Below are 14,165 nucleotides of genomic sequence, written 5' to 3'. Positions count from 1 at the left end.
CCCCCGGCGCCGTCAACGCGCCTACTCGTCCTTCTTGGACCCGAACATGATCTCGTCCCACGAGGGGACCGATGCGCGTCGGCCGCGGCCCTTGCGCTTGGCCGCGGCGCGGTCGTTGCTCCCGTTGGCGACCGCCGGCACGGCCGCGGGGCTCGCGGGCGCCTGGTCGGCGGCGCGGCGGGGGGTCCCGGTGTCGTTGAGGTCCATGGTGGCCCGGCGGCGCCGCGCGGCGGGCCGCGGCTGGGCCGGGGGATCGGCCGCCGGCGGTGCGGTGTCGGGTTCGGCGGCGCGTGCCGGACGGCCCTCCGGCGGCCACTCGGGGGCCGTGCGGCGCTCGGGGCGCGGGGGCCGCTCCTCCGCGCCGTGGTCCGCGTACGCCGCGGGCGCCGACGGCTCGGGCGCGGGGCGCCGGTCGGGCTCGGGGGCACGGGGCCCGGGTTCGGCGCGCGGCCCCCCGAAGGGGTGCTCGGGGCGCGTCCCGCCCGGGCGTTCCGCCCGGTCGTCCCACTCTCGGACGCGTTCGGTGGGCAGGCGGCCCGTGGGGCGGCGCTCGCCCTGGCGCTCGCCGGGGGCACGGTACTCCGAGGGGCGGCGCTCCTCCTCGCGGAGCCTGTCGGCGGGGTGTGCGTCGGACGGGCGGAACTCGGCGGGGCGGTGCTCCTCCGACCTGTACCGCGGCTCGCGGCGGGGGTCGCGGTCCGGGTCGGCGTCCCCGTCGCGGCCGTCCGCACGCTGACCGGGACGGCGGTGACCGGCCTGCTCCGAGCCGGGCACCTCGAACCGGCGCCGGCGCTCGTCGCGGACGGGGTCGCCGAACCGGTCGGTCTCGGGCCGGGCCGCCCGGACGGGGGGCAGCGGGTCGTCGAGGGGTTCCTCCCGGGGCGCCCGGCTGGCCGGGGCGTGGTCGGGTCGCCGCTCCGCCGCCGACTGCGCGTCCATCCGGGGCATGTGCGCGGGGGCCTCGCTCCGGCGCGGTGCGAAGGGCGTCACGTTCGCGCCGGGGGCGGACGGCGCGTCCGGCTCCGGGGAGGAGAACCGCGCGGCCTCCTCGTCCGCGGGCACCACGCTGTTGTGTCTGGGCTCGTACAGCCAGTGGGCGACGCGCTCCTCGCTGCCGTGCAGGAAGACGAGCTTGAGCTGCCACGAGCGGTCCTCGCGCTTCCACGAGTCCCACACGGCGTCGCCGGTCTCCAGCTGGTGTGCGCCGATCCGCTTGGCGACCAGGTCGCCCAGGGAGGGGCCCGGTCCGGCGTCGCCGTGCGCCCGCACGGTCGCGCGCTGGGCCTGCTGGGCGATGTACTCGCGTTCCTGGAGGACGGGGCCCTCGAACCAGCGGACCCGTTCGATCGGTATGCCGGAGATCTCGGAGATGGCCTCCGCGGTCTCGCCGGACCGGATGCGGGCCTGGATTTCCTTGGGGCGCAACGGATTCTCCACTTCGATCTCGTACTGGCCGAGCCGGGAGAACTGGCCGCGGACTGCGGCGCGGAGACGGTCGTCGACGGGCAGCGTGAAACGGGTTCCACGGCCGGCGCTGGCGAGCACCAGGTAGGTGCCGTCCTCGCTCACGGCCACGAGGCGAAGCTCGTGCATCGCCCTCCCTTTCGCGTCCCGTCGAGGGTAGGTCCCGCGACCCGGTCCCCGCGTTCTCCAAGTCTGGTCGGCCGACAGCGGTTCGGCCAGTACCGCGCCCGGCATGTCCGAACTGTGCTCGCCTCCCGTTCCGTGGCACTGACCACGGTGGGAGCCGCCCCGGGTGCCGGGGCACTCACGGTCGCTTCCGCTGCCAATCTTGGCACGCTGAGCCTTCGGCGACCGGGAGCGATCGGGGGGAATGTCGCCGATCCCGTGCGAAGGCTCCGCGGTGATGGTATCCCGGGGCCCCTGAATCACCCCAGGTATGGGAAAAACTCCGATCTCGGCCCGGGGCCCGATCGGACGACGCCCCTCTTCGGCAAACCGACACGCCGACCTATGCCGGAGAGTGATGCTTCTTATGTCTTGGCGTTATCGGAACCCGGGGCCCCTTAGGGTGAGTTATCCATCTATGGGCGAAATGTGATGTTTGGTGACTGTGGGGCTGTATGCCCCACCACACGCGCATCCCGCCAGTACGAGTTCCCGTCGCGCCCCGCGCGGCCGACGAAGGAGGGGCGACCGGATGGGTCGGACCGGACACGACGACGACAACGAGGCGGAGGAGGGCACCGGGAAGAAGAAGCGGATCGAACTGAGCGTCTCCCAGGTCGCGGGCGCCGGCGCCGCCACGCTCGCCGCCGCGACCGCGGCCTCGTACCTCAACGTGTACGGCACGGTCGTCGGCGCCGCCGTCATGGCCACGCTCAGCACCCTGGTCAGCCCCCTCCTCCAGCACTGGTTCTCCCGCAGCGGCGAACAGGCCAGGCAGCTGGCGGGGAAGGCGGTCGGCCACACCGAGGCCGGACCCGTGGCGCCCGGGGCGCCCGTGGCCCCCTTCCCGGAGGGGATCTCCGAGTCGGGCCTGCTCAGGGAGGTCTCCGAGGCGGGCCCTCCCGACGGAGCGCCCCGCGACTTCGACGCCACCCGCACGATGGCCATGCCCGCACTGGGGGCGACCGACGACGGGACCGCCGCCTTCGGCGGCCCCGGGGGCCCCGCGAACCGGGCCGGCGTCCCGGACGGGACCGCCCTGCTGCCCGCGGTGGACACCGGGGGCCGGGGCCGCGGCGGTTCCGGGGAGCGGGAGGGGGGCGGCCTCCGTCCGCGGCGCGGCTGGCGCTCCGTGGTGGTCCCGGCCGCCGCGGTGTTCGCCCTGGTGATGCTCGTGATCCTGCTGTTCGAGCTGTTCACGGGACGGTCGCTGACCGCCTGGACGCAAGGCGGCGAGGAGCCCACCTCGCCCACCCTGCTCGGTGGTTCCAGCTCGGGCGCCCCGGCGCAGGAGGACGACCCCGGGACCGGGGAGACCACCGAGGACGAGCCCTGGACCACCGACCGGGAGCCGGGGACGGGAACGACCGGGACGACGCCCGAGCCGGACGCCCCCGCGACCGAGGAGCCCGAGGACGGCACCGGTGGCGGCGGGACGGGCGGCGACGGCGGCACCGGTGGGACCACCGAGCCCACGGACCCGCCGGTCGAGGAGCAGGAACCCCAGGACCCGGGTACGCAGCAGCCCGACCCCGGGACCGGCGACGGCGGAGGACAGGGGGGCGGGGCCCCCGCCCCGGCGCCCGCCCCCGCGCCCCCCGCGGGCTGACGGGCCCCCGGCACAGGACGACGGCGGCGGGACCCCGCACGGGGCCCCGCCGCCCGTGTGCGGCGACGCGTGCCCCGGGCGGGAGGGAGCCGGGCCCCGGGGCCCGCACCGCGTCCCCGGCGCCTCAGCCGAGGACCCGCTCCAGGTAGTCGTTGCCGAACCGGCGCCCCGGGTCCACGCGGTCGCGCACCGCCAGGGCCTCGCCCAGGCGCGGGTAGACCTTCTCCAGGTAGGACCGGTCGCGCGTGTGCATCTTGCCCCAGTGCGGGCGCCCGCCCACCGACGTGAACACGGCCTCCATGTCGGCGAAGTACGCCTCGTGGGGGGTGCCCTTGTACACGTGCACCGCGACGTACGCCGTGTCGCGCCCGTAGGCGGTCGACAGCCACACGTCGTCGGCCGGCGCGAACCGCACCTCCACCGGGAAGCTCACCCGGTGGTCGCCCCGGTCCACGATCCTGCGGGCCTCGCGCAGCACGTCCACCAGGTGCTCGGCGGGGATCGCGTACTCCATCTCGACGAACCGCACGTCGCGCACGGACGCGAACACCTTGTGCGACGTGTCGGTGTACCTGCGGGCCGACAGCGCCCGCGAGCTGATCCGGTTCACGGCGGGCACGAGCCGGGGGTGGCGCCGGCACACGCGGTTGACCCTCTCGAAGACCGTGTTGGACAGGAAGTCGTCGTCCAGCCACGCCCGGAAGTCGGACAGCGGCCGTGCCGGCCCGTCCGCGGTGTTGTTGCGCTTGGTGTTGGTGTTGCCGGTGTGCGGGAACCAGAAGAACTCGAAGTGCTCGTTGCCCGCACGCAGCTCGGGAAGCCTCTCCAGCACCTCGTCCAACGGCATCGGCTCCTCCCTCGCGTACAGCAGGAAGGCCGGGCGCACCGCCATCGTCAGCGCGGTGACCACGCCGAACGCGCCCAGCCCCACCCGGGCGGAGTGGAACAGCCCGGGGTCGCGGTCCGGGGAGCACTCGACCACGGAGCCGTCGGCGAGCACCATCTCCAGCCCGACCACCTGGGAGGCCAGGCCGCCCGAGTCCCGGCCGGTCCCGTGGGTGCCGGTCTGCACCGCTCCGGCCATGGTCTGCACGGCGATGTCGCCCATGTTGGCCAGGGCGACGCCGTGCTCGGCCAGCACGTCGTTGAAGTCGCACAGGGGAAGGCCCGCCTCGACCGTGGCGGTGCCCGCCTCCGGGTCGACCGAGCGCACCGCGGCCAACGAGGTGGGGGAGAGGAGGAGGCCGTCGGTGACCGCCACGTCGGTGAAGGAGTGGCCCGAACCGACCATGCGGACCCTCAGGCCCTCGTCGGCGGCCGAGAGGACCGCGGCGGCCACCGCCGCGGTGTCCCCGGGAGCCGCCGTGCGCCTCGGGCGCGCCTGGTAGGTGTCCGCCCATGTGTGCCACGACACATCTGTCATGCGGCGACATTACCCACCGGTCACTTCTGCCGCCAGGGGGGTCCTCCGCCGGGTGCTCCGCCCGCCGGGGGAGGGGAGGCCAAGACCACAGGGCGCTGATCCGGGGGGTCGCGCGAGGAGGTCCCGGAGAGCTGGTTTCATAAGGTCCATGAGGCCTTACGACGCGTTTCTGCTGATCTCCTTCGGTGGCCCGGAGGGCGAGGACGAGGTCATCCCCTTCCTGGAGAACGTCACCCGCGGACGCAACATCCCCCGCGAGCGGCTGGCCGAGGTCGGAGAGCACTACTTCCTGTTCGGGGGCGTGAGCCCGATCAACCAGCAGTGCCGGGACCTGATCGCCGCGATCACCGACGACTTCTCCGCCAACGGGATCGACCTGCCCGTCTACTGGGGCAACCGGTTCTGGGCGCCGATGCTCACCGACACCCTCGCCGCGATGCGCGACGACGGCGTGCGCCGGGTGCTGGCCCTGCCCACCTCCGCGTACTGCAACTGGTCGAGCCGCACGGCCTACGAGGAGGACATCGCCCGCGCCCGCGCCGCACTGGGGGAGGACGCCCCCGAGGTCGACCTGATCCGTCCCTTCTACGACCACCCCGGGTTCGTCGAGCCGCTGGTGGAGCACACCCTCGCGTCCCTGGACGCCCTCCCCGAGGACCAGCGCCGGGGCGCCCGCCTGCTCTTCTCCGCGCACTCCATCCCCATGGCGATGGCGCAGGAGAGCGGAGGTCCGGGGCAGGGGTTCGGCCCCGCGGGCGCCTACGGGGCGCAGCTCGCCGAGGTGGCCCGCCTGGTGGTGGACCGCCTCGACCGCGAGTACCCGTTCGAGGTCGTCTACCAGAGCCGCAGCGGCCCGCCGAGCCAGCCCTGGCTGGAGCCGGACGTCAACGACCGCATGGAGGAGCTCGCCGCCGAGGGCGTGCCCGCCGTGGTCGTCGTCCCGCACGGGTTCGTCTCCGACCACATGGAGGTCAAGTTCGACCTCGACGTCGAGGCGCGCGAGACCGCGCAGAAGCTGGGCATCGGCTACGAGCGCGCGCTCAGCCCGGGCACGCACCCCGCGTTCGTCTCCATGGTGACCGACCTGGTCCGCGAGTACACCGGCGGGAAGGAACCCCGGAAGCTGGGCGCCCTCCCGCGCTGCGCCGGCTGCGACTGCTGAACTGCTCCGCGCCGGGACGGGGCGGAGCGCCGGGCCTCCGCCCCCGGACGCGGCCGGGCGGCCCCCTCGCGGACCCGCCCCCGACGCGGTCCGGAGCGGGGTCCGCCGCGCGGTCGCGCCGGACGGGGGAGCGCGGCCGGGGCGCGCCGGTAGGTTGGGTAAACGCTGCTGACACCGCCCCTCTCCCGAGTCGACGGCGCCAGTGGCCGCCCAGGACCCGCCCGATAGGGTCTCACCGGATCACGAGTCGACGTTCAGGAGTATGTGTCTTGGTTCGTTCCTGGTATGAGCTGCCGGAGTACGTCCGACTTCGCCGCGTCAACGGCCTGCGCCTCTCGCCGGACGGAACCCGTCTGGTCGCACCCGTCAGCGGCATCGCCCCCGACGCCAAGTCCTTCCGCAGCGCCCTGTGGGAGATCGACGTCAACCCCGAGGCCGAGGGCGGGAGCGCTCCCCGACGCCTCACCCGCTCCGCCAAGGGCGAGAGCGGCGTCGGCTTCCTGCCCGACGGCTCGGTGCTCTTCACCACCGGCAGACCCGACCCCGAGGCCGGGCCCGAGGACAAGGCGGCCTCCGCCCTGTGGCTCCTGCCCGCCGGGGGCGGCGAGGCCCGCCAGGTCGCCTCCCGGCCCGGCGGCGTCGGCTCCTTCACCGTCGCCCGCGACTCAGGCCTGGTCGCCTTCACCTCCGACGTCCTCCCGCGCAGCGAGGACGAGGAGGGGGACAGGGAGGCCCGCAAGGCCCGCGAGGAGGCCGGCGTCAGCGCCATCCTGCACGAGGCGCTCCCCGTCCGCCACTGGGACAGCGACGTCGGCCCCGACCACCCCCGCTACTTCGTCGCCGAGCCGCCGGCCGACGACGACGCCCGGCTCGGCGAGCCCCGCGACCTCACCCCGGACGCGGGCATGGCGCTCCTGGGCGCGGGCGGCTCCCTCACGCCCGACGGCGCGGTCCTCGTCACCGAGTGGCGGGTCCCCGCCGCCGGGGGCGCCCACCGCACCGAGGTCGTCGCCGTCGACACCGCCACCGGCGAGCGGCGCACGATCGCCACCGACCCCGAGTTCGACTTCGGCCGCCCGCAGGTCTCCCCGGACGGGCGCAGCGTCCTCCTCGTCCGCAGCCACGAGGGCGAGTACGACGGCGAGCCGCGCGACGAGACCGCGTGGCTGGTCGACCTGGCGACCGGCGAGGGCCGCGACCTGCTCCCCGCACACGAGATGTGGCCGCGCGAGCTCGCCTGGTCCGCCGACTCCGGCGCCGTGTTCGTCGTCGCCGACGAGAACGGCCGCCGCCCGGTCTTCCGCGTCGACACGGCCACCGGCGCGCTCACCCGGATCACCGGCGACCACGGCGCCTACAGCGGCCTCAACCCCTCCCCCGACGGCCGGTACGTGTACGCGCTGCGCGACGCCTGGGACGCCCCGCCGGCCCCCGTGCGCCTGTCCTCGGACACCGAGGACGGGGAGCCCGCGTACCTGCGCACGCCCGGCTCCGCGCTGACGATGCCCGGCACCCTGACCGAGGTCGAGGCCACGGCGGACGACGGCACCCGGATCCGGTCCTGGCTCGTCCTGCCGGAGGAGGCGTCCGCGGAGTCGCCCGCACCGCTCATGCTGTGGGTGCACGGCGGCCCGTACATGAGCTTCAACGGCTGGTCCTGGCGCTGGAACCCGTGGCTGCTCGCCGCCCGCGGCTACGCGGTCCTGCTGCCCGACCCGGCGCTGTCCACCGGCTACGGGCAGCACATGCTCCGCCGGGCCTGGGGCAAGTGGGGACCGCGCACGTACGCCGACGTCATGTCCGCCACGGACGCCGCAGTGGCCCGCGACGACATCGACGCCGAGCGCACCGCCATGATGGGCGGCTCCTTCGGCGGCTACATGGCCAACTGGATCGCCGGGCACACCGACAGGTTCAAGGCGATCGTCTCGCACGCCTCCCTCTGGGGCCTGGACGGCTTCAACGGCACCACCGACTACCCGCCGGTGTGGGAGCGGGAGTTCGGCACCCCGCTGGCGCGGCCGGAGCGCTACACCCTGAACTCGCCGCACCTGCACGCGGCGGACATCCGCACGCCGATGCTCGTCATCCACGGCGACAAGGACTACCGGGTGCCCATCTCCGAGGGGCTGCGCCTGTGGCGCGACCTGCTGCTGCACGAGGTGGACGCCAAGTTCCTGTACTTCCCGGACGAGAACCACTGGATCCTCACGCCGGGGAACGCCCAGATCTGGTACAAGACCGTCTTCGCCTTCCTCGACCACCACGTCCACGGCAAGGAGTGGGCCAGGCCCGACCTGCTGTAGGCGGGTCCTCCCCGCCCCTGCCGGTCCTCCTTCCGCCGCGCCCCCGCGCCCCCGCGCCCCCGCGCCCCTGGCGCACGGCCGGGCCGGACGCCGAACCCGCCGCGCGGGAGGCCGCCCGTCGGCCGGGGAGCCCTCCGGAGAACACTCCCCGGCCGCGGCGCGGTGGGGGCGGGGCCGCTGCCCCGCGTCCCACCGCACCGCTCCGCCCCCGGGAACCCTCCGGGGGCGGAGCGGGAGGCCGTCAGACGACCGTCGCGAGGAGCGCGGCCCACTCGCGGTTGGGGAACTCCAGGTACCCCCTGTCCCGGTTCCGTGTGTCGCGTACGGCCGCGGTCGCGCCCTCGGACACCTCGACGCAGTTCGTGGCGCCCTGGCTGTGACCGGCCTTGTGCCATGTCCGCGGGGTCTGCTGCTGGTGATGCATGAGGCTGCCTCTTTCTCCTCGGAGTGTCCAGAGGTCCGGAGGAAGGGCGCCCGCGGACTTCCGGAGGGTCGGTCCACGCCGCCGGACGGGTCCGGAGCGGTTCCGGACGCCCGCCGTGCGGCGAGGGGGCGCGGACCGGGGCCCGCGCCGGCTTCTCGCCGTGCGTCCGTGACCGTTCACGGCCCGCTCGCGGTGCGCCCGGGAGGGCGGTGCCGGGACCGGGCACCGGATGGGTTCCTCCCGCGTTCGCTCTCACGCCTCCCCGGAACGGACAGTGCCCGATCCGGGCGGGGTGATGCGCTCCGAGGACGGAACGCGGCCGGGCGCGCCGCACGGTACGCGGTACCGGGCGCTCCGCGCCGGCCGCCGGCCCCCGGGGAAGGGCCGTCCCCCCGGGGCCCCGCCGCAGCGGTCCCGCCGATCCGAGCCGCCGCCCCGGCCGACGGGCATAGGGTGCGGTTGCGGGGCCTTCAGGGGCGTCGGTAGCGCTCCCGGCCCCGCGCACCAGCATGCGTACCGGGCACCCGGCGGCCCCGCGTCCGGGCGGGGCCGGCACGGGGCCATGCCACGACGGGGAGAACCACCAGTGAGTACCACCCACGCCGCACCCGACCGGGAGAGCCTGCGCGACCTCGCCGTGAGAGTGGCGGCGGAGGCGGGCGACCTCGCCGCCGGGGGCCAGGCGGGCATCACCGTGCTCGACACCAAGTCCAGCCCCACCGACGTCGTCACCAGGATGGACCGCGCCACCGAGGACCTCATCCGGGCGCGCCTGCTCGCCGTCCGCCCGGACGACGCCGTCCTGGGGGAGGAGGGCGGCGGCGAGGAGGGAACCAGCGGGGTGCGCTGGATCGTCGACCCCATCGACGGCACCGTCAACTACCTGTACGGAAGCCCCGACTGGGGCGTGGCCGTGGCCGCCGAGGTCGACGGCGTGGTGGTCGCCTCCGCGGTCAACGTGCCCGCGCGGGGGGAGATGTTCGAGGCGGTCCTGGGCGGCGGCTCCCGCCGCAACGGCGAGCCCCTCCAGGCCCCGCCCGCGGTCCCCCTGGAGCTCGCGCTGGTCGCCACCGGTTTCGGCTACTTCGCCGAGCGGCGTATCCAGCAGGCGAAGGTCCTCCTGGAGGTCGTCCCGCACATCCGCGACATCCGGCGCGGAGGCTCGGCCGCGGTGGACCTGACCGGCCTCGCCACCGGTCGCTGCAACGCCTACTACGAGCGCGGGCTCCACGCCTGGGACTGGTCCGCGCCGGGCCTGGTGGCCAGCGAGGCGGGGATCCGCGTGGGCGGCCCGGGGGGCGGGCCGCCCGGCAACGACCTCGTCATCGCCGGGCGCCCGGAGCTCTACGACGCCCTCGACGCGCTCCTGGCGCCGCTGGGCGCCGACACCGACGGCTGACCCCGGGCACGCGAAGGGCGCGGTGGGAGCTCCTCGTCCCACCGCGCCGCGACGCCGTCATCCGCCCCGGGCGTCCTAGGCGCGGGTGTCGAGGCCGTTGCGGGCCGCGATGCGGTGCAAGTCCTCCAGTTCCGACGCATGCGTGTCGGCGAGGAAGTCGTCTCCGGCGGCCTGCGCGGCCTTGAAGGAACTGTTGGTCTCGTTGATGCGAACCGTGATCTCCGCGAGGAACTCGCCCATTGCACCTCTTCCAGGGGTAGGCACCGGGGCACGCTGGTGCGCCGGTGCGGATCCGTTCGCGCACGCCGGGGGGCGTCCGCACGATCGAAGTGGTCACGACCCTGTGACACGCGTACGCGTCGCGGTCCGGCCCTCGGGCCGGTGTCCGCGCGCATCCCTTACGTGTACCGCACTGTGATCCAGGTCAAACCCCCGCCCCCCGCACGTGATCCTTCCGTGACCCGTCCCCGGGCGGGGGCGTGCTGCCGGGACGGGTGGGGGCCCGGCCGAGGGGACGCGGAGCCGGCACTGCCCGGCGTCCGCCCGGCCCCCGGTCAAGTCCGGATCAAGGGTGTCCCACGACACATTTCCCTCCGGGGTCTTGTGCTTACTCGTTCCTTATTCTTCATCTGACACATTCGAGACGTGCGGGGTTGGGTCGCTGCCGACGGTTGGGGGATTCGTCGGCGGCGGCTCCCCGTGCGCCAAGGGGAGTTGTGAAGCTCCCGGCCCAGCGCCCGTGGTCACACGGGGGTGAGGTGGGCGGCCGGTTCGCGAAACCGCCGCGACGGGTTTACCGTCTCCTTACCCCGGCTGTGAAAGAACGGATGACGCGGCCGGGACCAAGAACGCCGCTGCCGGTGTGTTGGGGGATGCGCCGGCAGCGGCCCCTTTTCTTCCAGGTACCAACGCTTCAGAGGAACAACGTGCGCGTACTCGTGGTCGAAGACGAACGAGTCCTGGCCGACGCCGTCGCGGTCGGGCTGCGCCGCGAGGCCATGGCCGTCGACGTGGTCTACGACGGCGACACCGCCCTGGAGCACACGGCCGTCAACGACTACGACGTGGTCGTCCTGGACCGGGACCTCCCGGGCACCCACGGGGACGACGTCGCCCGCACCCTGGTCAACGAGAGCTACAACGGCCGCATCCTGATGCTCACCGCCTCCGGCGGCGTCCAGGACAAGGTCGAGGGCCTCACCATCGGGGCCGACGACTACCTGGCCAAGCCCTTCGCCTTCGCGGAGCTCATCGCCCGCGTGCGCGCGCTCAGCCGCCGCTCCGCGCCGCCGCTCCCGCCGGTCCTGGAGCGCCACGGCATCACCCTCGACCCGGCCAACCACCGCGTGTACCGCGACGACCGGGAGATCCCCCTCACGCCCAAGGAGTTCGCCGTCCTCCAGGTGCTCATGCGCGCCCAGGGGACCGTGGTCAGCGCCGAGGGGCTGCTGGAGAAGGCCTGGGACGAGAACGCCGACCCCTTCACGAACGTCGTCCGCGTCACCGTCATGACGCTGCGCAAGAAGCTCGGCGACCCGCCCGTCATCCAGACAGTGCCCGGTGCGGGGTACCGGTTGTGAGACCGGGGGAGCGTCCCGAGCCCGGGCAGGTGGAACCCACCGGCCCCGGCGACACCGGGACGTGGCGCCGACTGCACTCCGCCTCTCCCCGGGGCGGGGCCGCGGAGCGCTCCACGGCCTCCGAGCGGGTCCACCACTTCACCGACAACATCAGCCTGCGCGCGCGGCTCACCCTCATCTACGGGATGCTGTTCTTCGCCGCGGGCTCCGTGCTCGTCCTGGTCAACTACCTGGTCGTGGCGGTCCTGCTCAACGCGCTCCTGGCGGAGGAGTCCGCCTCGGAGCTGCTCGCCCACAGCTACCTCATCGAGGAGGTCCTCACCCACGTCACGCGGTTCTCACTGCTGGCGCTGTTCCTGGTGGGGCTCCTCGCGGTGGCCCTGGGGTACGCGGTGGCGGGGCGGGCCCTGTCGCCGCTGCAGAAGATCACCCGCATCGCGCGCCGGCTGTCGGAGCGGTCCCTGCACGAGCGGATCGCCCTGTCCGGTCCCGACGACGAGATCCGCGAGCTGGCGGACACCTTCGACGGGATGCTGGAGCGCCTGGACCGGGCCTTCGACGGGCAGCGGCGCTTCGTCGCCAACGCCTCCCACGAGCTGCGCACGCCCCTGGCGATCAACCGCACCCTCCTGGAGGTGGCGCTCAGCGCGCCGGACGTCTCGTCCGACCTGAAGAGCGTGGGGCAGACCCTCCTGGAGACCAACGCCCGCCACGAACGGCTCATCGACGGCCTGCTCTTCCTCGCCAAGAGCGACAGGGAGCTGGAGGTCCGGGCCAGGGTCGACCTCGGAGAGGTCGCCGGGACGGTGCTGAGCCAGCTCGACGGCGACCTGTCCGGTTCCGGCCTGTCACTGCGCCAGGACCTGCGTCCCGCCCCGGTGGTGGGCGATCCCGTCCTGCTGGAGCGGCTCGTCGGCAACCTGGTGGAGAACGCCCTCAAGTACAACGTCCCCGAGGGCGAGATCACCGTCCGCAGCGGCATGTACGAGGGGATGCCCGCCGTCCAGGTGGAGAACTCCGGCAAGGTGATCCCCGCCTACGAGATCGAGGGGCTGTTCGAGCCGTTCCGCCGGGGCTCCGGCGACCGGGTCGGCTCCAGCCGCAGCGCCGGGCTGGGCCTGTCCATCGTCCGCTCCGTGGTGCGCGCCCACGAGGGGGTGGTGACCGCCTGGCCCCGGGCGGGCGGCGGCCTGGTCGTCACCGTGTGCCTCCCCGTGTCCTCCGGGGACCCGGGCGACCGGCGCTGACCCGGGCCCGCGGTCGGCCGAACCCCCGTGGCCCGGCTCCTCCGGGCCCGCCACGGACGCCGTGCGCCGGCGCGGAGAGGTCCCCGGCGGGGCCGGGGGCCGGGACCGAGCTGCGTTCGGCCGGACTTCGTGGTATCTATACGTGTCCGAAGACACGCCCACCCGTGTCACGAGCGTCGCGCTCGGGTGGGTATGCTTCCCCGGGCGTGGACACGGAGGGAATCCCTCCTGACGTGGGCATGTCTTGGCTTTCGCCCGCCCCTGGGGGAGTGTTTTGCGCTTTGTCCGGAATGGGCGGAAGCGGATTTTCCTGGTCTACGAGGCGCTCGACGTTGGGTAGTACACAGGGAGCCGATCCTTGGCGCAGCCGCCACACATGGCCGCCATCGGTCACGATCCCGTGAAATTACTGCTCACCTGTGGACAGTGGCCCGGGAGGGGACACGGTTCACCGACATCGGGAAAACTCATCGGCAGATCCGGGCACAACGAAGGTCTCTCAAGCGTTACACCCGCGCGACGAGGCACTGAACGAGGGGGATGGAGTTAGCAGAGATGGCCACCGACTACGACAGCCCGCGCAAGACTGACGAGGACATCAACGAGGACAGCCTCCAGGAGCTGCAGGCGCGGCGCGTGGACAAGGGCACCGGCACGATCGACGTCGACCCCGACGAGGTCGCGGAGGGCATGGAACTGCCCGGTGCCGACCTGTCGGGCGAGGAACTCGCGGTGCGCGTGCTCCCGCGCCAGGCCGACGAGTTCACCTGCTCGCGCTGCTTCCTTGTGCACCACCGCAGCCAGCTCGCCGAACAGCGCGCCGGTCAGCTGGTCTGCAAGGAGTGCACCTGAGCGGACGGGACGGACGCTGAACCGCCCCGCTCCGTGCGACCTCCGGTCCGTCGGGAGCGGACCCCGCCGCGACTCGACGCGTCCCTCACCGGGGGCGCGTCGCGCGTACCGCCCGGACGTTCCCCGCCCGTCCGGACGCGAGGGGCCGGGGGGACGACGGCGGACGGCCGACCACACACCTGGGTGGTGCGGTCGGCCGCCCGCCGCCGTCACGGGGCGCCGGGCGCCCGGGCCTCAGAGCTCCAGCTCCTTGGGGCCGGCGCCGACCAGCTTCGCCCTGGCGGCCCGTACGGCCAGCACCCGGGCCACCTCCACGCCCACGCCGGCCATCACGGCCCAGCTGAGGGCACGGCCGAGGCTGACGTCGGGGGACTCCAGGTCCGTGGGCGGTTCCTCGCCGGTCACGCGGGTCCAGGCGAAGTTCAGGGCCTTGCGCATCACGAACTCCGCCGCGATCCCGGCCGCGAACCCGGCGAGAGCGGGACCGACGTCACCGCCGTCCTTCTTAGCCATGTGAATCGTCCACCGTTTCCG

Annotated in this window: 12 protein-coding genes; 7 read left to right on the top strand and 5 right to left on the bottom strand. The window is 74.1% G+C overall.

Annotated features, from left to right (window positions below):
• Window positions 1-21: 21 nt before the first annotated feature.
• Entirely contained in the window at window positions 22-1,593 is a 1,572-nt protein-coding gene (gene sepH, locus ACWGL3_RS12900; RefSeq protein ID WP_452461299.1) for a septation protein SepH, read from the bottom strand.
• A 568-nt stretch (window positions 1,594-2,161) separates the two neighbouring features.
• Between sepH and ACWGL3_RS12895 the strand changes: the two genes are divergently transcribed.
• Window positions 2,162-3,238 (top strand): hypothetical protein, encoded by a 1,077-nt coding sequence (locus ACWGL3_RS12895; RefSeq protein WP_452461298.1) that lies wholly within the window; start codon window positions 2,162-2,164, stop codon window positions 3,236-3,238.
• Between the two features lie 124 nt (window positions 3,239-3,362).
• Here ACWGL3_RS12895 and ACWGL3_RS12890 read toward each other — a convergent pair whose 3' ends face one another.
• A complete protein-coding gene (locus ACWGL3_RS12890) occupies window positions 3,363-4,661 on the bottom strand; it encodes a D-arabinono-1,4-lactone oxidase (RefSeq protein ID WP_452461297.1) in 1,299 nt (432 codons plus the stop codon).
• A gap of 148 nt (window positions 4,662-4,809) precedes the next feature.
• On the opposite strand from ACWGL3_RS12890, the gene ACWGL3_RS12885 reads away from it, so the two are divergent.
• Window positions 4,810-5,823 (top strand): ferrochelatase, encoded by a 1,014-nt coding sequence (locus ACWGL3_RS12885; protein WP_267949125.1) that lies wholly within the window; start codon window positions 4,810-4,812, stop codon window positions 5,821-5,823.
• Between the two features lie 269 nt (window positions 5,824-6,092).
• Window positions 6,093-8,129 carry a S9 family peptidase gene (locus ACWGL3_RS12880; protein ID WP_452461296.1) on the top strand — a complete coding sequence of 679 codons (2,037 nt, stop codon included), beginning with the start codon at window positions 6,093-6,095 and terminating at the stop codon, window positions 8,127-8,129.
• Between the two features lie 241 nt (window positions 8,130-8,370).
• Here ACWGL3_RS12880 and ACWGL3_RS12875 read toward each other — a convergent pair whose 3' ends face one another.
• Window positions 8,371-8,553 (bottom strand): DUF397 domain-containing protein, encoded by a 183-nt coding sequence (locus tag ACWGL3_RS12875; RefSeq protein WP_267949127.1) that lies wholly within the window; start codon window positions 8,551-8,553, stop codon window positions 8,371-8,373.
• 586 nt (window positions 8,554-9,139) lie between these two features.
• On the opposite strand from ACWGL3_RS12875, the gene ACWGL3_RS12870 reads away from it, so the two are divergent.
• A complete protein-coding gene (locus ACWGL3_RS12870; RefSeq protein ID WP_267949128.1) occupies window positions 9,140-9,952 on the top strand; it encodes an inositol monophosphatase family protein in 813 nt (270 codons plus the stop codon).
• Window positions 9,953-10,027: 75 nt separating this feature from the next.
• On the opposite strand, the gene ACWGL3_RS12865 is transcribed toward ACWGL3_RS12870, so the two are convergent.
• Window positions 10,028-10,192, bottom strand: a complete 165-nt coding sequence (locus ACWGL3_RS12865; RefSeq protein WP_267949129.1) for a hypothetical protein — start codon at window positions 10,190-10,192, stop codon at window positions 10,028-10,030.
• A gap of 686 nt (window positions 10,193-10,878) precedes the next feature.
• Between ACWGL3_RS12865 and ACWGL3_RS12860 the strand changes: the two genes are divergently transcribed.
• The 3 genes from ACWGL3_RS12860 (at window position 10,879) to ACWGL3_RS12850 (ending at window position 13,631) form a co-directional block, all read left to right on the top strand.
• Window positions 10,879-11,532, top strand: coding sequence for a response regulator transcription factor (locus ACWGL3_RS12860; RefSeq protein WP_267949130.1), 654 nt, complete (start codon window positions 10,879-10,881; stop codon window positions 11,530-11,532).
• The gene (locus ACWGL3_RS12855; RefSeq protein WP_452461295.1) at window positions 11,529-12,779 is read left to right on the top strand and encodes a sensor histidine kinase; all 1,251 of its coding nucleotides are present in this window, start codon (window positions 11,529-11,531) and stop codon (window positions 12,777-12,779) included. Before ACWGL3_RS12860 ends, ACWGL3_RS12855 begins: the two co-directional genes overlap by 4 nt.
• Before the next feature lie 555 nt (window positions 12,780-13,334).
• Window positions 13,335-13,631, top strand: coding sequence for a DUF4193 domain-containing protein (locus ACWGL3_RS12850; protein ID WP_087100666.1), 297 nt, complete (start codon window positions 13,335-13,337; stop codon window positions 13,629-13,631).
• A gap of 234 nt (window positions 13,632-13,865) precedes the next feature.
• Here ACWGL3_RS12850 and ACWGL3_RS12845 read toward each other — a convergent pair whose 3' ends face one another.
• Complete coding sequence (locus ACWGL3_RS12845; protein ID WP_267949132.1) at window positions 13,866-14,144, bottom strand: DUF4235 domain-containing protein; 279 nt, start codon at window positions 14,142-14,144, stop codon at window positions 13,866-13,868.
• Window positions 14,145-14,165: the final 21 nt, after the last annotated feature.

Source organism: Nocardiopsis sp. NPDC055824 (genome assembly GCF_053616335.1).
The sequence above is the reverse complement of the archived record's forward strand: the minus strand, read 5'-3'. Positions and strand labels throughout refer to the sequence as shown.